This is a genomic window from Mesorhizobium sp. M2A.F.Ca.ET.046.03.2.1 (assembly GCF_003952425.1).
Taxonomy (GTDB): Bacteria; Pseudomonadota; Alphaproteobacteria; order Rhizobiales; family Rhizobiaceae; genus Mesorhizobium.
The window spans coordinates 3,246,058-3,263,955 of record NZ_CP034449.1 but is presented as its reverse complement, the minus strand read 5'-3'; the positions used below and the strand labels follow the sequence as shown (position 1 = coordinate 3,263,955).

Genomic DNA, 17,898 nt, shown 5'->3' with positions numbered 1-17,898 from the left:
CACTCCTTTATCATCTTGTCTTGCTTGTCCTTGGGCGTCGCCGCCCAGGCCGTCTTGCAGTCGGCTTCGGGCTCTGGACAAAAAAGGAGGCCCGGAAGGGTGTTCCGGGCCTCAAGGCGTGAGCCCTTTCGAGACATCACGACGGGATCTTGGGAGGAATTCCGGGCCGGCGGGAGGAGGATCCGCCGGCCCTCGGGGCAATTCCAGGAAGGCATGAAACCCTCCGGAATTGCGCCCATGCAAAGGGCAAAGGCAGCCTTACGGCACCACTTCGCCGTGCTGGGTGACGTCGAGACCCTCGACCTCTTCCTGGGTCGACGGACGCAGGCCGACCAGCGCCTTGACGATGTAGAGGATCACGAAGGTGGCGATCGCCGTCCACAGGATGGTGAAGACAATGCCGTAGAGTTGCTTGCCTACAGAGGCGTCCTTGCCGAGCGCGTTGATCGTCGGATCGGCGAGCGCGCCGGTGAGCAGCGCGCCGACGATGCCGCCAACGCCGTGCACGCCGAAGGCATCGAGCGAGTCGTCATAGCCGAACGCATGCTTGAGCTTGACCGCCGAGATGTAGCAGATGACGCCGGCGAGGATGCCGACGATGAAGGCGCCGGTCGGGTTGACGAAGCCGGAGGCCGGCGTCACCGCCACTAGGCCAGCGACCGCGCCCGAGATGATGCCGAGCACCGAAGGCTTCTTGGCGACGATCCATTCGGCGAACATCCAGGCGAGCGCCGCAGCGGCGGTGGCAACCTGCGTGTTCATCATCGCGGCGCCGGCAAGGCCATCGGCCGCCAGTTCCGAACCGGCGTTGAAGCCGAACCACCCGACCCACAGCAGCGAGGCGCCGATGACCGAGTAGACCAGGTTATGCGGCGCCATGTTGGTGGTGCCGTAGCCTTCGCGCTTGCCCAGCACCAGCGCGCAGACCAGGCCCGCGACACCAGCGTTGATGTGGACGACCGTGCCGCCGGCGAAGTCGAGCACACCGGCCGAGCCGAGGAAGCCGCCGCCCCACACCCAATGCGCGATCGGCGCGTAGACGAACACCAGCCACAGGCCCATGAAGATCAGCAGCGCCGAGAATTTCATGCGCTCGGCGAAGGCGCCGGCGATCAGCGCCGGCGTGATGATGGCGAAGGTCAACTGGAACATCGAGAAGACGAATTCGGGAATATTCGCCACGCCCGGCAGCCAGAGCGTCGAGACGGTGATGCCGTGGTGGAAGAACCGCGAGAAGCCGCCGACATAGCTGTTCAAGCTGGCGGATTCGTTGGTGGTGAAGGCGAGCGAATAGCCGAACATGAACCACAGCACCGTCACCAGGCAGGTGATGGCGAAGCTCTGCATGATGGTGGCGAGCACGTTCTTCTTGCGCACCATGCCGCCGTAGAACAGCGCCAGGCCCGGAATGGTCATCATCAGCACCAGCGCCGTCGAGGTCAGCATCCAGGCGGTATTGCCGGTGTCGAGAACCGGGGTCGGAGCGGCGGGCGCCGCAGGCGCCGCCGGAGCGGCCTCCTGCGCGAAGGCGGCGGCGGTGCTCAGCGCTACGAGAGCGAGCGAAGCGGCCGCGCGTCCCGTCGTCTTCAAGGTGGAAGGAATATTCATTTAACTCTCCGTTGGAATGGATGGTCGCCGCTCAGAGCGCGTCGGTGTCTGTTTCGCCGGTACGGATGCGCACCGCCTGGTCGATGCCGAAGACGAAGATCTTGCCGTCGCCGATCTGGCCGGTCTTGGCGGCCGAAGTGATGGCTTCGACGGCCTTGTCGACCATGTCGGCGCCGACCGCGACCTCGATCTTGATCTTGGGCAGGAAGCTGACCGCGTACTCCGCGCCGCGATAGATTTCCGTGTGCCCCTTCTGACGCCCGTAGCCTTTAACTTCGGTGACGGTCAGGCCCTGGATGCCGACGGCGGTGAGCGCTTCGCGCACCTCGTCGAGCTTGAACGGCTTGATGATTGCCATCACGATTTTCATAAGGTTTCACCCTTTGCTGTTGCGGTCCCCCGCGTTTGCACACCTACACCGATCCCGAGGAGAGCCGGAGAGTGCCCGACAGGATTCAAGCTCCGTGCCAATTGCCGAAGCATGGCGTTAACCTGTTGTAAACAAAGGGGCAGAGCGGCCTGCGCACATCATTTGTGCGCGGCCGCATCGGGTGTCGTGATCAAAAAATAGGCAAGATTTCAAAAATGCCTGCTTGGCAGGCATCGATCAGAAGCCGGCTCAGCGCTTGAGTCGGATCAGGCCTTCCTGGGCGACCGAAGCGATGAGCGTTCCGTCCCGCGCGAACAGCGAACCGCGGGTGAAGCCGCGCGACCCTTGCGTCGACGGGCTGTCCTGGTTGTAGAGGATCCAGTCGTCGAGCGAGTGGCTGCGGTGGAACCACATGGCATGGTCGAGGCTGGCCGCCTGGATGTCGCGGTCGAAGATGGCGCGGCCATGCGCGAAGGTCGAGGTGTCGAGCAGCGTCATGTCGGAGAGGTAGGCGAGCACGGCCGCCTGTATCGCACGGTTTTCGGGCACCGGGCCGGTGGTGCGGATCCAGATGTTCTGCTGCGGCTCCAGCTTCTCGCGGCTCGTATAGTGCTTCAGCATCACCGGCTTCATCTCGATAGGCCGGTCGCGATCCCAGTAGCGCCTGATGCCTTCCGGCACCGCTTCGCCGAATTTGCCGAGCAGCTCGCGCTGGGACAGCAGCGTGTCGGGCGCCGGCACGTCGCGCGGCATCGGCATCTGGTGCTCAAGGCCAATCTCGTCCTGCTGGAACGAAGCCTCCAGCGAGAAGATCGCCTGGCCATGCTGGATCGCCACGACCCGGCGCGTGGTGAAGGAGCCGCCGTCGCGGATGCGGTCGACGTCGTAGACGATCGGCAGCTTGGTGTCGCCGGGCCGCATGAAATAGCCGTGCAGCGAATGCACATGGCGCTCCGGTTCCACGGTGCGCTGCGCGGCGACCAGCGCCTGGGCGATGGTCTGGCCGCCGAAAACGCGCTGCCAGTCGACCTTTGGGCTGCGACCACGATACAGATTGTGTTCGAGCTGCTCGAGGTCGAGAATGTCGAGAAGCTCGTCCATGGCCGCCGTCATGTCTGAAATCCTTCAAGGGATGCGCCATGGCCGGTTTCGGACAGGATGTACGGCCAGTCAAGGCCGCAAGCGGCGGCGCGACGAAGCCGCGAAAGGATGATGCCATGGTCGACCGCAAGCCGGATGGAGCAAAGGCCGATGCGAACCGCGAAGCGCCGCTCGACGTGCTCATCGCCGGCGCGGCTTATGTCGGCCTCACCGCGGCCGTGTCGCTGAAGCAGGCGCGGCCGGGCCTCGCCATCGCCGTCGTCGACGCCGCGCCTGCGGGCGTCTGGCAACGGGACGGGCGCGCCTCGGCCATCGCCGCCGCCGCCAGCCGCATGCTGGAGCAGCTCGGTGTCTGGGACGAAATCGCGCCGGAAGCGCAGGCAATCACCGAAATGATCATCACCGATTCGCGCGCCGCCGACCCGGTGCGCCCGGTGTTCCTGACCTTCGACGGCGAGGTGGCGCCGGGCGAGCCTTTCGCCCACATGGTCGCCAACCGTGACTTGAACGGCGCGCTGCGCCGCCGCGCCGAAAAGCTCGGCATCGATATCATCGAAGGCGTCGCGGTCAGCGCCTTCGACGTCAACGGCGCCGGCATCACGGTGCATCTGGCCGACGGCGCGGCGATGAAGGCGCGGCTGCTGATTGCCGCCGACGGCGTCAACTCCAGGCTGCGCGACCTGGCCGGCATCAAGACCGTCAAATGGGAATACGGCCAGTCCGGCATCGTCTGCACGGTGGCGCATGAGCGCCCGCACAACGGCCGCGCCGAGGAGCATTTCCTGCCAGCCGGCCCCTTCGCGACACTGCCGCTGAAGCCGGACAAGGACGGAACCAATCGCTCGTCGATCGTCTGGGTGGAGCGCACGCAAGACGCCAAGGCTCTGGTCGAGGGCGACGAGTTCGTCTTCGAGCACGATCTGGAGCAGCGCTTCGGCCTGAAGCTCGGCGAAATAAGGGTCGTCGACAAGCCGCGCGCCTGGCCGCTCGGCCTGACGCTGGCCCGCGCCTTCGTCGCGCCGCGCATCGCGCTCGCCGGCGACGCCGCGCACGGCATCCACCCGATCGCCGGCCAGGGCCTCAATCTCGGCTTCAAGGATGTCGCCGCGCTCGCCGAAGTCATCGTCGAGGCCGACCGGCTCGGCCAGGACATCGGCGCCCTCGACGTGCTCGAGCGCTACCAGCAATGGCGCCGCTTCGACACGCTGCAGATGGGCGTCACCACCGATGTCTTGAACCGTTTGTTTTCCAACGACATTGGCCCGCTGCGCGCCGTCCGCGATCTCGGCCTCGGGCTGGTCGAGCGCATGCCCAGGCTGAAGGATTTCTTCATCCGCCAGGCCTCGGGCCTCTCCGGCGACACGCCGAGGCTGCTCAAGGGCGAGGCGATCTGAACCCTTTCCTGGAGGAATAGCGGCAGCGCCTCTCATTTCGTCATCCACGGGCGGAGTGACGCGAAGCGGAGCGCAGACCCGAGGATCCATTCCGTTCCCTCCGCCAAGGAACGCAGCGACGCAGAATTTGCACCGATGCGGCGCTCCGATGTCACGGAATGGATTCTATGGTCTGCGCGCGTCGCTTCGCTCCTTGCTCCGCCATAGAATGACGACGCGAGAGGCGTTTCGCTCCATCACGAAGGCAGGCGATACGGTCGTCGCCGCGCGGTGAAATTCAGGTCAGGCCGAGTCGAAAATGGCGGATCCCGAGAACCGGAGCGGAGCGTACTTGAAAGTACGTGAGCACCGGAAGCGCAGGGAGCCGGCATTTGCAGGCCGGCCTCACCTGAATTCTAGTTCACCTCAAAACCCAGCTTCTGCCGCAGCCTCAGCATCCGCTGGTCGGGTATCCTGAGGCTCTGCTCGCCGCCTTGCGCGACACGGTTCAGCATGCTGAGCAGGTCGTCACGCTCATGCGGGTCGAGACGGCCGCGCAGGAACGGCGCCAGCTTGTCGATGACGATCGTCGTGTCGTCGACCTGCGCTGCAGCCCATTTTGCGTAGACGACCGCCTCGTCGGTCTTCTTCGGGCTTTCCGCGATCTGCGAGATGACGTCCCGGATGACAGCCTCGCGCTTCGGCAGCACCGGCCCTTGCTCGGCAACGATCGCGGTGATCAGCGTCGCGGCCGCCACCACCGGATCGTCGATCGCCGTCAGCGGCGAGAGCGCGGCCTGGTTGCGCAGCTTCTTGCGGCGCAGGTTGCCCTGGACGCGCCCGACGACGTCGGCGACCTCACGCGCGGCGTCGCTCATATATTTCAGCCGGTACCACCAGATGGCGGCCGCTCCGAGCAGGCCAAGTATCGCGATAAGAATAGGCATGCCGAATTCCCCCGAAATCGCGGCCACGATAAGAGAGATGCGGCGTTGCTTCAACACGCAACGGTTGCGTCCGTGAAGAAACCCTGAAGATGTTTCCCGCGTGAGACGGCCGCAACGCGCCATGCCCGGCCTGACCGGCGCCTATGACCCCGGTATGTTGTAGATCGCCCTGACCTCGACCGTGCCGAGCTCGGCCAGCGGAATGCGCTCCGCGATCTTCAGCGCCTCGGCAAGGTCGGCCGCCTCGACCATGACGAAGCCGAGCAGCTGCTCCTTGGTCTCGGCGAACGGCCCGTCGGTCACCAGTACCTTGCCCTTGCGCCGCCTCAGCGACTTCGAGGTCTTCACCGATTGCAGGGCCTGTGCGATGACCAACCTGCCTTGCCTGTCGAGGTCCCTGTCATAGGCAAGCGAGTCGGCATCGAGCCTGGCCGCCCGTTCCGGGGTGAGCGCGTAAAGGTCCTTCTCCTCGCCATAGACCAGCAGGACATATTTCATTTCGAGCTCCCTTCGATGGCCACGTTGTAAGAGGCAAAGGCGGCGGTGTCAGTTTTGTTTGCCGTGGCCACGTGGTCGAGCAGGCACGCCGCCACGCCGACAATAGCGATGGCCGCAAGCAGTCGACCGAAACCGGGCGCCGGCGGATCCAGCCAGAACTCCTCCGCTCGCCGGGCATTTCGCTCCGGCTTCCCCCAGATCGCAACAAACAGATTGTCCATCTCAAATCTCCATCGGCCGCGAGTGGCCGCCCGCAGGACGGTCGGGCCGATGGCAAGTCGACATTCTTGCGCGCATTTTTTTGAGATTTTTCGGTCTGCCCACCACACGGGCGGAAAGCGCGTCGATTCCGGTGAGGCGGCCTCACCCGAATCTCGACGCGCCGGAGGATGGCCTTCCGCCGCGCCCGCGCTATAGTCCAGGAGAACGCCGGCGGCCGCCGGCGCAACCCCGACAGACCAGGAGGACTCCATGGATCGCACCGCAAACGCCGTCTGGAAAGGCAATCTGACGGAAGGCCAGGGCACGCTCGACACGCAGAGCGGGACCTTGAAGGGCACGCCCTATTCCTTCAAGGCGCGCTTCCAGGACGAGAGCGGCAAATCCGGCACCAATCCGGAAGAGCTGATCGCGGCGGCGCATGCGGGCTGCTACGCCATGCAGCTGTCGCATTTCCTGGCCGAGAACGGCACGCCGGCCGCAGAGCTCGACGCCAAGGCGGTGGTGACGCTGGTTCCCGGCACCGGCATCACCGGCAGCGCCATCACCCTGGTCGGCAAGGTGCCCGGCATCGACGCGGCGAAGTTCAAGGAACTGGCCGAGAAGGCCAAGGCGGAGTGCCCGGTGTCGAAAGCGCTGGGGGCAATCAAGGTGTCGCTGGACGCAAGGTTGGGGTGAGGCAGATTTGCGCGGGGTGGTGATCCTTCGCCCCCCTCTCTGCCCTGCCGGGCATCTCCCCCTCAAGGGGGGAGATTGGCAGCTTCGCCGTTGGCGCTCAGCTTGCGGCGTTGGAGATTGGCGAAACCCGCCGTGACATCTGATCTCCCCCTTGAGGGGGAGATGTCCGGCAGGACAGAGAGGGGGGCTCCGCGCCAACGCTTCTGAAGCTACCCGCCCAGCGCCTCGATCTTCGCTCGAAGCGCCGCGACCTCCTCCTCCAGCGCCTTGACCCGCGCCTCGAGGTCGGAGTCCGCCGACGCCGCCGGCTGCCACGGCGCCGCGACGGCCGCCGCATCCACCGGTCCGCTGAGCAAATGAACGTAGCGCTCCTCGCGCTGGCCGGGCGCGCGTTCGAGCAGCTGGATCAGTGGCGGCCTCCGCCCGATCATCAGGTCGAGATTGTCGCGCAGCTCCTCGATCGAGGCGAAATGCGCCATCCGCTCGGAGCGCGCCAGCAGCTCATGCGCCGTCTGCGCGCCGCGCAGCAGCAAGAGCCCGATCACCGCGATCTGCGGCGTGGTCAGCGAAAAGCGCTGCGCCATCAGATGCTCGTAGCGCTCGACCCGCGAGGCGAAGGCCTGGCGCACCAGCCCTTTCTGCTCGAGCGTGCTCAGCGCCCGCCGGATCTCGGTCAGCTCCAGCGCCATGACAGGCTCGCGCGCCGTCTTCTGGTTGGCGGCGGCGTGCGCCCCGTTGAGCGTCAGCGGATAGACGTCCGGCGTCAGCTCCTTCTTCTCGATCAGCGAGCCCAGCACGCGCGCTTCGACGGCGGAAAGGACGGGGAGATCGGTCATTGGCTGCAATCCTTTCTAGCGCTGGCGGGACAGCGCCCCCCTCTGTCATGCCGGACATCTCCCCCACAAGGGGGGAGATCAGCAGCTTCGTCAACAGCGCTCACTCTTCGACGACGGCGATTGGCGAAAGCCGCGATGACAGCCAATCTCCCCACCCGTGGGGGAGATGTCCGGTAGGACAGAGGGGGGGCGCGAAGGATCGCTGCTTGCGAGATTGTCGCGAACGAAGAGGCGAAGCCTAAACCCTTCGCTCCACCATCATCTTCTTGATCTCCGCGATCGCTTTCGCAGGGTTCAAGCCCTTCGGGCAGGTCTGCGCGCAGTTCATGATGGTGTGGCAGCGATAGAGCCGGAACGGGTCTTCGAGATTGTCGAGCCGCTCGCCCGTCGCCTCATCTCGGCTGTCGATCAGCCAGCGATAGGCCTGCAGCAGCGTCGCCGGACCGAGATAGCGGTCGCCGTTCCACCAGTAGCTCGGGCACGACGTCGAGCAGCAGGCGCACAGGATGCACTCGTAGAGCCCGTCGAGCTTCTCGCGATCCTCATGGCTCTGCAGCCATTCCTTGGCCGGCGTCGGCGAGACCGTCTTCAGCCACGGCTCGATCGAGGCGTGCTGGGCGTAGAAATTGGTGAGGTCGGGCACCAGGTCCTTGATCACCGGCATATGCGGCAGCGGGTAGATCTTCACCGCGCCGGAAATGTCGTCGGCGCCCTTGGTGCAGGCGAGCGTGTTGGAGCCGTCGATATTCATGGCGCAGGAGCCGCAAATGCCTTCGCGGCAGGAGCGGCGCAGCGTCAGCGTCGGGTCGATCTTGTTCTTGATCCACAGCAGCGCGTCCAGCACCATCGGCCCGCAATCGTCCATGTCGACGAAATAGGTGTCCATGCGCGGGTTTCCGCCATCGTCCGGCGACCAGCGGTAGATGCGGTATTCGCGCAGGTTGGTGGCGCCCTCCGGCTTCGGCCAGGTCTTGCCCTGCTGGACCTTGGAATTCTTGGGAAGCGTGAGTTCGACCATTACCTGCGGTCCTTTCGGATGACGAGCTTCAGCCCGGACCAGATTTCGTTGACGGCGGCGACCTTGACGTCGACCAGGTCGCGCTTCAGCGCCTCCGACCGGATCACGTCCTCGGTGACGTCGGTCGGCACTTTCGATGCCTTCTTCGGCCAAGAGACCCAGACCATGCCGTCGCGCTTGATCGCCGTCTCGATGCCGGGCAAGCCGTCCTCGATCTCGGCCCGCTGCCCGGTGAAGGCGTGCACGGCGTCGTATTTCCGGTTGCCCGAGATCGCCGACCACCTTGGCAGCCGATCGACCTCGGCAAACTTTACTGCCTCGGCCAAATCATCGAGCTCCGGCGGCAGCGCGATGAAGGCGGCGACCATGCCGTCCTTCAGGCCGAGCTTGGCCGGAAGGGGCGTGCCGGAATATCCCGCGGCCGCCAATGCCATCGTCAATACACCCTGGCCTTCGGCGCGATCTTGGCCGGGTTGATGCCGCCGTCCTTTTCCGCCAGCAGCGTCTCGGTATGCACCGGCCGGTACGTGAGCGTCACCGTGCCGTCCTCGCCGACATGGGCCAGCGTGTGCTTGCGCCAGTTGGCGTCGTCGCGGGCCGAGAAATCCTCCCGCGCATGCGCGCCGCGGCTCTCCTTGCGCGCCGCGGCGCCATAGACCGTGGTGATGGCGTTGGTCATCAGGTTTTCCAGCTCCAGCGTCTCGACGAGGTCGGAATTCCAGATCATCGAGCGGTCGGTGACCTTGATGTCCTTGAGCTCGCTCCAGATCTCGGAAACGCGCTTGCAGCCATTGTCGAGCGATTCCTGCGTGCGGAAAACCGCCGCGTCTTCCTGCATCGCCCGCTGCATCTTTTCCCGCAAGCTTGCCGTCGGCGTCGAGCCGTTGGCATGACGCAGCCTGTCGAAGCGGTCCATGATTTTCTCGACCGAGGCCGCGTTGGGCGCAGGGATGGGCGAATTGCGGTCGATCACCTCGCCGGCGCGAATGGCCGCGGCACGGCCGAAGACGACAAGATCAATCAGCGAGTTGGAGCCCAGCCGGTTGGCGCCGTGCACAGACGCGCACGCTGCCTCGCCCACCGCCATCAGACCGGGCAGCACGCGGTCGGGATTCTCGGCCGTCGGGTCGAGCACCTCGCCCCAATAATTGGTCGGCACGCCGCCCATATTATAGTGCACCGTCGGCAGCACCGGGATCGGCTCCTTGGTCAGGTCGACGCCGGCGAAGATCTTCGCCGATTCCGAAATGCCCGGCAGCCGCTCATGCAGCACCGCCGGGTCGAGATGGTCGAGATGCAGGAAGATGTGATCCTTCTTCGGCCCGACGCCGCGGCCTTCGCGGATCTCCATCGTCATGCAGCGCGAGACCACATCGCGCGAGGCGAGGTCCTTGGCGGACGGCGCATAGCGCTCCATGAAGCGCTCGCCCTCGGAATTGACCAGATAGCCGCCCTCGCCGCGCGCGCCTTCGGTGATCAGGCAGCCGGCGCCGTAGATGCCGGTCGGATGGAACTGCACGAACTCCATGTCCTGCAGCGCGAGCCCGGCTCGAGCCGCCATGCCACCGCCATCGCCGGTGCAGGTATGCGCCGAGGTGGCGGAGAAATAGGCGCGGCCGTAGCCGCCGGTCGCCAGCACCACCATCTTGGCCGAGAAGCGGTGGATGGTGCCGTCATCGAGATTCCAGGCCACCACGCCGGTGCAGGTGCCGTCCGGCTCGGTGATCAGGTCGAGCGCGAAATATTCGATGAAGAACTGCGCGTTGTTCTTCAGCGACTGGCCGTAGAGCGTGTGCAGCATGGCATGGCCGGTGCGGTCGGCCGCCGCGCAGGTGCGCTGCACCGGCGGGCCATCGCCGAAATTCATCATCATGCCGCCGAACGGCCGCTGGTAGATCTTGCCCTCTTCCGTGCGCGAGAACGGCACGCCGTAATGCTCGAGCTCGTAGACCGCCGCGGGCGCCTCGCGCACCATATATTCCTGCGCATCGATATCGCCCAGCCAGTCCGAGCCCTTGACGGTGTCGAAGAGGTGCCACTGCCAGTTGTCGGGGCCCATATTGGCGAGCGAGGCGGCGATGCCGCCTTGCGCGGCGACCGTGTGCGAGCGGGTCGGGAACACCTTGGTGATGCAGGCGGTGCGCAGCCCCTGCTCGGCCATGCCGAGCGTGGCGCGCAGGCCGGCGCCGCCGGCGCCGACGATCACCACGTCGAATTTGTGATCGACAAAAGTGTAGGCGGAAGCCGTGCCGGCTGTATTTGCGTTGGCCAAGACGTCAGCCTCCGAATGCGAGTTTGAGCAGGGCAAACAGCGAAGCGACGCCGACTGCCACGCAGAAGAAGGTGTTGAGCGCGATCAGCGCCAGCTTCATGCCTTCGCCATGGACATAATCCTCGATGATCACCTGCATGCCGATGCGCATGTGATAAAGCGGCGAGATCAGCACCAAGCCGAACATGACCACCACAAACGGGTTCGCGAGCGCGGCCCGCACCTCCGCGTAGCCGTGGCCGTTGATCGCGATCAGGAAGCCGACGAAGAACAGGACCAAAGGAATGTTGGCGATGGCGGTCAGCCGCTGCCGCCAGAAATGCCCGGTGCCTTCGCGGGCCGAGCCGAGGCCGCGGACCCTCGCCAGCGGCGTCCGCATGTCCGAATTGTGCGCGTTCATCAAAAAGCCCCCCTTGCCGCATAGCCCGCTATCCAGATCAGGAGCGTCAGCACGATCGAGCCGGCGAGCGTCGCCCAGGCGATCTTCGAGGCGGTGTGTTTTTCGAGCCCGGCGCCGGTATCCCAGATGAGGTGGCGCAGCCCGCCCAGCATGTGGTGCATCAGCGCCCAGGTATAACCGAACAGAACCAGCCGGCCGAGCCAGGAGCCGAATGCCCAGTCGACCCAGTCGAAGGCGGCCTGCGAGCTCGCGGCGGCGATCAGCCACGCCGCCACCAGCAGCGTGCCGAAATAAAGCGCGCCGCCGGTGATGCGATGGATGATCGACATCGTCATCGTGATCGGCGGCCGGTAGATCGTCAGATGCGGCGAGAGCGGCCGTTCACGTCTGGCAACTGCGCGGGTGGCTGGTGATTTGCTCATGGCTGCCCCAGTTCGGCGTCCTGGATGCCGCTACCGAGGAGCAGCGTTTTCCGCCCTCATATATGGCTCCGGACAGGCGGTTTCTAATGCTCTTTTTGCACCGCGTCAAAGCCGGAAAATCGTTTTGGAAACATCATTTAGTCTGACAAACCGGTGGTCGCGCGCTTCAATCGATTAGCGGCTGTTTAGAAGCCGGCGCATGGTCTCGTTGCAGTGCAGCAAAGAGCGCTATCTCCGACAGGTCTGCGGGGTGGATCCCCTCTTCATCACCAGCGCCTCGCGGCCGTCGATCACGATTGCGTCATGCGTCGCCGCCTCCTGGTAGCGGCTGCTCTGGTTGGCGGGCGAGGCCACGAATTCCTCGGTCGAGCCATCCGGGCGAGCCACGCGCAAAGACGAGCCGAGATTCTGGATGGTGATCATGCCGCCATTGCCGCATCTGTAGGTGGCTGTGCCGATGCCGGATCGCGGCACGGTGAGGTCGGTGATGATCTTGGTTGCCTGGGGTGCGGACGTTTTGGGCGCAGTGGCTCCCTGCGGCATTTGAGATGCCGGCGGCGCTGGAGGCGTCGCGGATGCGGCGGACTGCTGTGCCAGCGCAGGCGCGGCCACCGGGGCCGCCGCATTGGCCGCCTTCGGCACGCCGTCCTGCGGCACGCAGGCCGCGGCTGCGAGAAGCAGCGGGATGGTGATCGACACCCGAACCGTGTGGCCAAAGCTCATGCGCTGCCCTTTCGTGCGCGGCACGCTACAGCAATTCCAGGAAAAGTGTGAAACGGTTTTCCGTCCGGAATTGCGTCAAAACAAAGAGATAGAGTGGTTTGTCGTTTCCGTTAAACGGCGAACCGCTCTAGCCACGCGAGGCATCAAGATCAAGTTCACCCAGAGTGAGCCGGCTGCATGCCCGCCCGACGGCGGGCAAGAAACCGGCCCTCGAAATTAACCATGCTCCTTAAGAACCGGTGCCGAAAGCCCCCTGCCTCTTAACAAAGGTTAAGAAAGGGTTAATTTCCGATTCGGACCGGAATCCAGGCGCGATCCGTCGCGCCATCAAGGGAGAGCGACATGCGTTCGAATTCAGTGCGGGCTAGCCTTGCCGCAACAGTGCTGGCGGGATTGGTCTTGGCGATCGCCGCGCCGGCCGAAGCCGGCTTGCGCCATCGCGACCGCGTCTATGCCGATTCCTTCGGCAATCTCGTCATCGACAGCGCCGCCGGCTACAAGCGCATCATCGTCGGCAAGGGCAAGCTTGCCGCGAAGCTTTCCGAATTCACCAGCGCCGGTCAGCCCGATGTCGTCTATGACGACGCGGACGAGCCCGGCTGCTACCAGCCGCCGGTGCTGGTCAAGGGCCGATCTTATATGTACGGGCTTTCCGACGGCGAGATGCCCAACCTCAGCCCTTGCCGTTGAAGATCGTCGGCGTTTGGCGTCGCCTGAGCGCGCCTGACACGCGCACGCAGTCGCGGCCGGCATTCTTGGCGTCGTAGAGCGCGGCGTCGGCGCGCCGCAGAAGATCGGCAAACCCTTCGTCGGCGGCCAGCTCCGCCACGCCGAAGCTTGCGCTGCAGCGATGGTCGGCGGGGAGGCCCTCGATCGGCAAGGCTCCGAATGCGTTGCGCGCGCCTTCGGCAAACAGCCGCGCCGCCGCAAGATTGGTGCCCGGCAGGATGATGGCGAACTCCTCGCCGCCGATACGGCCGGCGACATGGTGCTCGGCCGCGGCCTCGCGCAGGAAGCCGGCGAATGTCTCGATGACGCGGTCGCCGCAGGCATGGCCATAACTGTCGTTGATGCTCTTGAAATAGTCGAGATCGGCGATCACCAGCGCCACCGGCACGCCGCGGCGGACGGCGTCGCGCATCGCAAAGACCGCGTGGCGCTCGAAGCCGCCGCGGTTGAACAGCCGCGACAAAGCGTCGGTTTCCGATTTCGAGGTCGCCTCGCTGAGCGCGTCGCGCACCAGCACGGCGAGCGCAAGCAGCGCCAGCGCCAGCCCGAACACGGTGCCGAGCGATTGCGACACCAGCGCGTAAGCCGTCTGCACATAGGCCTGCGGATTGGCGCCCCAGCCACCCAGCGCGCCGGCGATGAATGGCTTGGAGGCGAATTGCACGGCGCTGGCGCCAAGCACCAGCGCGAGCACATGGTCCAGCCATGCAAGCCTCTGCCGGGAGGACAGCACGATGCCGAGCGCCGCGAACTGCATGGCGGCATAAGGAAGCTGGTAGGCCATCATCCGCGCCAGCGACTGGCGCGGCAGGTCCTGCACCAGATAGACGGCGGCCGACGCGACGACCAGGAAGCACAGCATCGGCGCCCATGGCGGCCGCACGCCGTATTTATGGGCCAACCCGCCATTGAAAGCGATGGTCGCGCCGAGGAACACGGCAAAGGCGGCAACGACCGGCGACCGGGCGTCCGAGAAGGAGGGGATGCTGAATTCGATGCCGAAATAAGCCATGCCGAGCAGGTAGCTGAAGGCAAGCCAACGCGCCGACGCGCGCCCGGTGCCATACACGGCAATCGCCATGAACGCCGCCGCCAGCAGCCCGGCGACGGCGAGGTTGATCATCAATATGAAGTCGGCGCTGCCCATGTCTGCTCCTTGACCGAGGGCTATCATCGAGCGGCGAAAATCACGTTAACGCGTGGTATGGCGGAAGGAGCGCGGACCTTTGCGATTAGCTAAAAACCCGTCCGGTCGTCAGAGCATTTGGAACGCGACGTAGAGGTAAATGGCAATCCCTGGTTCCGCGATTGGCCGAGCCATCCCTCCGATCGTCATCCACGGGCGAAGCAAGGAGCGAAGCGACGCGCGCAGACCCGAGGATCCATTCCGTTGCTTTCGAGAGCCGCTCACGATGCAGAATTCTGCCCCGCTGCATTCTTCGGCGGCGGTCACGGAATGGATCCTCGGGTCTGCGCTCCGCTTCGCGTCGCTCCGCCCGTGGATGACGAAGGCGCGGGTGTCCACCCGTCTCACCCGACCGCGAGCGGCTCTGCGACGAATGTCGTTTCCGGCCTCTCGTAAGAGAGCCGCACGCTGTCGCGGCCGTTCTTCTTGGCCTTGTAGAGCGCCTCGTCGGCGCGCCGCATCAAGGGCATCAGCCCTTCCCCGCCAGAGCGGGCGGCGACGCCGAAGCTGGCGGTCACCCTGGCGCCGGGCGGCAGGCCGTCGATCGTGCCGGCCGAATAGAAGCTACGGATCGCCTCGGCGAACAGCCTTGCCGCCCCCAGATCGCTGAGCGGCAGAAGCACGGCGAATTCTTCGCCGCCGATGCGGCCGGCGGCTCCGCGCGCGCCGGTGGCGGAACGCAGCTTGGCGGCGAAGTCGGCGATCACCCGGTCGCCGGCCTCGTGCCCGTGCCGATCGTTCAGCGCCTTGAAATGATCGAGGTCGGCCAGCACCAGGGCGACGGGAAGGCCGGCCTTGCCGCACTGATCGAGCAGCTGGGTCGCCCGCTCCTCGAAGCCGCGGCGGTTGAGGATGCCGGAGAGCGGATCGGTATGGGTCTCCGCCTTCAGCGCCCGCACCACGTCGAGCGCCGCCGCGGTGAACAGGCAAAGCGCGATCAGCAGCGACAGCAGCGCGTGCAGCAGCAGCGCCGTCGTCCAGTAGGACGAGGCATAGAGCTCGTCATAGCTCTTGAACGGTCCATTCGCGATGATGATGGCCAGCGTCCGCACGAAGAAGTTCAGCCCGGAAAGCAACGCCAGCACGAACAGCATTTTTTCCGTCGGACCATTGCCGCGCACCACGCGCAGTTCGGCGGCGGCCAGAAGGCTGATGCCGCCAAGGGCGAAATTGACGACGAGGATGCGCCATGTCAGGTCCGGCTGAACGAATAGGAACCAGCTGAATGCGGCCATGCCGCTTCCCGCCAGCACGCCGATCCCGGCATAAGGCACGGGCCGGCCGTGGCGCGCGACGATGGCGCCGACCAGACAGGACCCGGCAAGGCAGAAGCACAGATTGGAGAGGAACTTGGACGGCGCCAGCCCGACCGGGAAGGTGAAGTGCTGGAACAGGAACCCGCCAGCGGCGAGAGCATAGCTTGCCGCCAGGACCGCTAGGTAGGGCCGATGGCGCTGATAGCACCACAGCACGAGGAACGCAGCGCCGAGCGCCAGCGCTATCGTCGGATTGAGCAGCGCTATGAGCAGACCGGTGTCCAAAGGACTGCGACTTTCCCCAACTTACCCAAGGGGAGATGTTAGGACTTAAGCCCAAACAAGCGGTTAAGCGCTCTCGATAAATACGCCGCGAAACCATGGGGAACCGGGCTTGCCGGAGCGGCGTTGTCCGGCCAGACTGGAGACGCCAGACAGGAGACGATTGCGATGGCCGACACGATCACTTTGACCGATCACGATGAAATCCGCTCCTGGGCGGCGGCGCGGGCCGGCTTTCCGGCCATTGTCGACGTATCGCCGGAGCCTGGCACGCAAGCCATGCTGCGCCTGGTTTTTGACCAGCAGGCCTATGAGGACGAGGACCGGCCGGAACGCCCGCCCAATGCCGGCGGCTACGAGTTGGTCGAATGGGACGAATGGTTCAAGATCTTCGACGAGCGCCAGCTGGCCCTAGTCGTCGCCGCCGACGAACCCGGCCGGCGCGAGGAGTTTCACGAGATCGTCCGCAGGTAGATCGCTGAAAGCAAAGGCCCGGACGTCCTGCCCGGGCCTTTGTTGGGGTCGTAGCCGGTGGTTACTTCCAATCGCGAATGTCGACGAAATGGCCGGCGATCGCGGCGGCGGCCGCCATGGCCGGCGACACCAGATGGGTGCGGCCCTTGAAGCCCTGTCGGCCCTCGAAGTTGCGGTTCGAGGTCGAGGCGCAGCGCTCATGCGGCTTCAGCCGGTCGTCGTTCATGGCCAGGCACATCGAGCAGCCCGGCTCGCGCCAGTCGAAGCCGGCGGCAACGAAGATCTTGTCGAGGCCTTCGGCCTCGGCCTGTTCCTTGACCAGGCCGGAGCCCGGCACGATCATGGCGTTTACGCGCGGATTGACCTTCTTGCCCTCGACCACCTTGGCTGCGGCGCGAAGGTCCTCGATGCGGCCATTGGTGCAGGAACCGATGAAGACGCGGTCGAGCGCGATGTCGGTGATCTTGGTCCCTGGCGTCAGGCCCATATATTCCAGTGCCCGATGCTTGGAGGAACGCTTGTTCTCGTCCGTGATGTCTTCGGGGTTCGGCACGATGCCCTGCACCGAGACGACGTCTTCCGGCGAGGAGCCCCAGGAGACGATCGGCGGCAGCTTCGCCGCGTCGAGCACGATCACCTTGTCGAAATGCGCGCCTTCATCCGACTTGAGCGTCTTCCAGTAGGCAAGCGCCGCATCCCACGCCGCGCCCTTGGGCGCGCGCGGCTTGTCCTTGACATAGGCGAAGGTCGTCTCGTCCGGCGCGATCAGGCCGGCGCGCGCGCCCGCCTCGATCGACATGTTGCAGATCGTCATGCGGCCTTCCATCGACAGCGAGCGGATCGCTTCGCCCGCATATTCGATGACATAGCCGGTGCCGCCGGCCGTGCCGATCTCGCCGATGATGGCGAGGATGATGTCCTTGGCGGTGACGCCTTCAGGCAGCTGGCCGTCGACGCGCACGAGCATATTCTTGGCCTTGCGCTGGATCAGCGTCTGGGTGGCGAGCACATGCTCGACCTCCGACGTACCGATGCCATGCGCGAGCGCGCCGAAGGCGCCATGCGTCGACGTGTGGCTGTCGCCGCACACGATGGTCATTCCGGGCAGGGTGAAGCCCTGCTCGGGCCCGATGATGTGGACGATGCCCTGGCGGACGTCGTTCTCGGAATAATATTCGATGCCGAAGTCCTTGGCGTTCTTGGCCAGCGCCTCGACCTGGATGCGGCTTTCCTCGTTCTTGATGCCGAACTTGCGCTCCGGCGAAGTCGACACGTTGTGGTCGACCACGGCCAGCGTCTTTTCCGGATGCCGGACCTTCCGGTTCGACATGCGCAGGCCTTCGAAGGCCTGCGGGCTGGTGACCTCATGCACGAGGTGGCGGTCGATATAGAGCAGGCAGGTGCCGTCGTCCTGGCGGTCGACGACATGGTCGTCGAAGATCTTGTCGTAGAGGGTGCGCGGTGCGCTCATGTGCGTAAATCCGTCGATATGAGAATGGGAAAAGC

At 65.2% G+C, this 17,898-nt stretch carries 20 protein-coding genes; 4 read left to right on the top strand and 16 right to left on the bottom strand.

The features are described 5' to 3' along the window. Positions 1 to 258: 258 nt before the first annotated feature. From EJ072_RS15705 to tesB, 3 genes are all read right to left on the bottom strand, one after another. Positions 259 to 1,590 carry an ammonium transporter gene (locus EJ072_RS15705; RefSeq protein WP_189343360.1) on the bottom strand — a complete coding sequence of 444 codons (1,332 nt, stop codon included), beginning with the start codon at positions 1,588 to 1,590 and terminating at the stop codon, positions 259 to 261. Between the two features lie 49 nt (positions 1,591 to 1,639). Continuing rightward, complete coding sequence (locus EJ072_RS15700; protein WP_027169082.1) at positions 1,640 to 1,978, bottom strand: P-II family nitrogen regulator; 339 nt, start codon at positions 1,976 to 1,978, stop codon at positions 1,640 to 1,642. 249 nt (positions 1,979 to 2,227) lie between these two features. Beyond that, positions 2,228 to 3,091 (bottom strand): acyl-CoA thioesterase II, encoded by an 864-nt coding sequence (tesB, locus tag EJ072_RS15695; RefSeq protein WP_126080485.1) that lies wholly within the window; start codon positions 3,089 to 3,091, stop codon positions 2,228 to 2,230. A gap of 104 nt (positions 3,092 to 3,195) precedes the next feature. Between tesB and EJ072_RS15690 the strand changes: the two genes are divergently transcribed. Further along, positions 3,196 to 4,473, top strand: a complete 1,278-nt coding sequence (locus tag EJ072_RS15690) for a ubiquinone biosynthesis hydroxylase (protein WP_126083648.1) — start codon at positions 3,196 to 3,198, stop codon at positions 4,471 to 4,473. Between the two features lie 395 nt (positions 4,474 to 4,868). On the opposite strand, the gene EJ072_RS15685 is transcribed toward EJ072_RS15690, so the two are convergent. The 3 genes from EJ072_RS15685 to EJ072_RS15675 form a co-directional block, all read right to left on the bottom strand. Next, the gene (locus tag EJ072_RS15685) at positions 4,869 to 5,399 is read right to left on the bottom strand and encodes a hypothetical protein (RefSeq protein WP_126080484.1); all 531 of its coding nucleotides are present in this window, start codon (positions 5,397 to 5,399) and stop codon (positions 4,869 to 4,871) included. A 141-nt stretch (positions 5,400 to 5,540) separates the two neighbouring features. Further along, positions 5,541 to 5,897: a YciI family protein gene (locus EJ072_RS15680; protein ID WP_126080483.1), complete on the bottom strand. Its 357-nt coding sequence runs from the start codon at positions 5,895 to 5,897 to the stop codon at positions 5,541 to 5,543. Beyond that, a complete protein-coding gene (locus tag EJ072_RS15675; protein ID WP_126080482.1) occupies positions 5,894 to 6,118 on the bottom strand; it encodes a hypothetical protein in 225 nt (74 codons plus the stop codon). The genes EJ072_RS15680 and EJ072_RS15675 overlap by 4 nt, the downstream gene beginning before the upstream one ends. A gap of 250 nt (positions 6,119 to 6,368) precedes the next feature. Here EJ072_RS15675 and EJ072_RS15670 point away from each other — a divergent pair, with 250 nt between their 5' ends. Continuing rightward, positions 6,369 to 6,794, top strand: a complete 426-nt coding sequence (locus EJ072_RS15670; RefSeq protein ID WP_042645515.1) for an OsmC family protein — start codon at positions 6,369 to 6,371, stop codon at positions 6,792 to 6,794. A 209-nt stretch (positions 6,795 to 7,003) separates the two neighbouring features. Here the strand turns inward: EJ072_RS15670 and EJ072_RS15660 are convergent, their stop codons facing one another. From EJ072_RS15660 to EJ072_RS15625, 7 genes are all read right to left on the bottom strand, one after another. Then, on the bottom strand, positions 7,004 to 7,630 hold the full coding sequence (locus tag EJ072_RS15660) for a DUF480 domain-containing protein (protein ID WP_126080481.1): 627 nt from the start codon (positions 7,628 to 7,630) through the stop codon (positions 7,004 to 7,006). 238 nt (positions 7,631 to 7,868) lie between these two features. Then, a complete protein-coding gene (locus EJ072_RS15650) occupies positions 7,869 to 8,648 on the bottom strand; it encodes a succinate dehydrogenase iron-sulfur subunit (RefSeq protein WP_126080480.1) in 780 nt (259 codons plus the stop codon). After that, positions 8,648 to 9,082 (bottom strand): DUF3052 family protein, encoded by a 435-nt coding sequence (locus tag EJ072_RS15645; protein WP_126080479.1) that lies wholly within the window; start codon positions 9,080 to 9,082, stop codon positions 8,648 to 8,650. The genes EJ072_RS15650 and EJ072_RS15645 overlap by 1 nt, the downstream gene beginning before the upstream one ends. Positions 9,083 to 9,084: 2 nt before the next feature. After that, on the bottom strand, positions 9,085 to 10,920 hold the full coding sequence (gene sdhA, locus EJ072_RS15640; RefSeq protein WP_126080478.1) for a succinate dehydrogenase flavoprotein subunit: 1,836 nt from the start codon (positions 10,918 to 10,920) through the stop codon (positions 9,085 to 9,087). A gap of 4 nt (positions 10,921 to 10,924) precedes the next feature. Continuing rightward, on the bottom strand, positions 10,925 to 11,320 hold the full coding sequence (sdhD, locus tag EJ072_RS15635) for a succinate dehydrogenase, hydrophobic membrane anchor protein (RefSeq protein ID WP_126080477.1): 396 nt from the start codon (positions 11,318 to 11,320) through the stop codon (positions 10,925 to 10,927). Next, complete coding sequence (gene sdhC, locus EJ072_RS15630; protein WP_126080476.1) at positions 11,320 to 11,742, bottom strand: succinate dehydrogenase, cytochrome b556 subunit; 423 nt, start codon at positions 11,740 to 11,742, stop codon at positions 11,320 to 11,322. The genes sdhD and sdhC overlap by 1 nt, the downstream gene beginning before the upstream one ends. A 228-nt stretch (positions 11,743 to 11,970) precedes the next feature. Continuing rightward, the gene (locus EJ072_RS15625) at positions 11,971 to 12,489 is read right to left on the bottom strand and encodes a hypothetical protein (protein ID WP_245467320.1); all 519 of its coding nucleotides are present in this window, start codon (positions 12,487 to 12,489) and stop codon (positions 11,971 to 11,973) included. A gap of 318 nt (positions 12,490 to 12,807) precedes the next feature. Here EJ072_RS15625 and EJ072_RS15620 point away from each other — a divergent pair, with 318 nt between their 5' ends. Then, positions 12,808 to 13,155, top strand: a complete 348-nt coding sequence (locus tag EJ072_RS15620; RefSeq protein WP_126080475.1) for a hypothetical protein — start codon at positions 12,808 to 12,810, stop codon at positions 13,153 to 13,155. Here the strand turns inward: EJ072_RS15620 and EJ072_RS15615 are convergent. Together EJ072_RS15615 and EJ072_RS15610 are read right to left on the bottom strand one after the other, a co-directional pair. Continuing rightward, a complete protein-coding gene (locus EJ072_RS15615; protein ID WP_126080474.1) occupies positions 13,139 to 14,341 on the bottom strand; it encodes a GGDEF domain-containing protein in 1,203 nt (400 codons plus the stop codon). The two genes, EJ072_RS15620 and EJ072_RS15615, sit on opposite strands and share 17 nt — an antisense overlap. A 383-nt stretch (positions 14,342 to 14,724) precedes the next feature. Then, a complete protein-coding gene (locus EJ072_RS15610; protein WP_126080473.1) occupies positions 14,725 to 15,921 on the bottom strand; it encodes a GGDEF domain-containing protein in 1,197 nt (398 codons plus the stop codon). 165 nt (positions 15,922 to 16,086) lie between these two features. On the opposite strand from EJ072_RS15610, the gene EJ072_RS15605 reads away from it, so the two are divergent. Further along, positions 16,087 to 16,392, top strand: coding sequence for a hypothetical protein (locus EJ072_RS15605; RefSeq protein WP_126080472.1), 306 nt, complete (start codon positions 16,087 to 16,089; stop codon positions 16,390 to 16,392). 61 nt (positions 16,393 to 16,453) lie between these two features. Here the strand turns inward: EJ072_RS15605 and leuC are convergent, their stop codons facing one another. Further along, a complete protein-coding gene (gene leuC, locus EJ072_RS15600) occupies positions 16,454 to 17,863 on the bottom strand; it encodes a 3-isopropylmalate dehydratase large subunit (RefSeq protein WP_126063674.1) in 1,410 nt (469 codons plus the stop codon). Positions 17,864 to 17,898: the final 35 nt, after the last annotated feature.

Excerpts from the sequence above, each read along its gene's own strand:
- EJ072_RS15620 (WP_126080475.1), top strand. The coding sequence starts at position 12,808 with ATGCGTTCGAATTCAGTGCGGGCTAGCCTTGCCGCAACAGTGCTGGCG.
- EJ072_RS15650 (WP_126080480.1), bottom strand. The coding sequence starts at position 8,648 with ATGGTCGAACTCACGCTTCCCAAGAATTCCAAGGTCCAGCAGGGCAAG.
- tesB (WP_126080485.1), bottom strand. The coding sequence starts at position 3,091 with ATGACGGCGGCCATGGACGAGCTTCTCGACATTCTCGACCTCGAGCAG.
- sdhC (WP_126080476.1), bottom strand. The coding sequence starts at position 11,742 with ATGAGCAAATCACCAGCCACCCGCGCAGTTGCCAGACGTGAACGGCCG.
- leuC (WP_126063674.1), bottom strand. The coding sequence starts at position 17,863 with ATGAGCGCACCGCGCACCCTCTACGACAAGATCTTCGACGACCATGTC.
- EJ072_RS15660 (WP_126080481.1), bottom strand. The coding sequence starts at position 7,630 with ATGACCGATCTCCCCGTCCTTTCCGCCGTCGAAGCGCGCGTGCTGGGC.
- EJ072_RS15645 (WP_126080479.1), bottom strand. The coding sequence starts at position 9,082 with ATGGCATTGGCGGCCGCGGGATATTCCGGCACGCCCCTTCCGGCCAAG.
- EJ072_RS15615 (WP_126080474.1), bottom strand. The coding sequence starts at position 14,341 with ATGGGCAGCGCCGACTTCATATTGATGATCAACCTCGCCGTCGCCGGG.
- EJ072_RS15700 (WP_027169082.1), bottom strand. The coding sequence starts at position 1,978 with ATGAAAATCGTGATGGCAATCATCAAGCCGTTCAAGCTCGACGAGGTG.
- EJ072_RS15675 (WP_126080482.1), bottom strand. The coding sequence starts at position 6,118 with ATGGACAATCTGTTTGTTGCGATCTGGGGGAAGCCGGAGCGAAATGCC.
- sdhD (WP_126080477.1), bottom strand. The coding sequence starts at position 11,320 with ATGAACGCGCACAATTCGGACATGCGGACGCCGCTGGCGAGGGTCCGC.
- EJ072_RS15680 (WP_126080483.1), bottom strand. The coding sequence starts at position 5,897 with ATGAAATATGTCCTGCTGGTCTATGGCGAGGAGAAGGACCTTTACGCG.
- EJ072_RS15605 (WP_126080472.1), top strand. The coding sequence starts at position 16,087 with ATGGCCGACACGATCACTTTGACCGATCACGATGAAATCCGCTCCTGG.
- EJ072_RS15690 (WP_126083648.1), top strand. The coding sequence starts at position 3,196 with ATGGTCGACCGCAAGCCGGATGGAGCAAAGGCCGATGCGAACCGCGAA.
- EJ072_RS15670 (WP_042645515.1), top strand. The coding sequence starts at position 6,369 with ATGGATCGCACCGCAAACGCCGTCTGGAAAGGCAATCTGACGGAAGGC.
- EJ072_RS15685 (WP_126080484.1), bottom strand. The coding sequence starts at position 5,399 with ATGCCTATTCTTATCGCGATACTTGGCCTGCTCGGAGCGGCCGCCATC.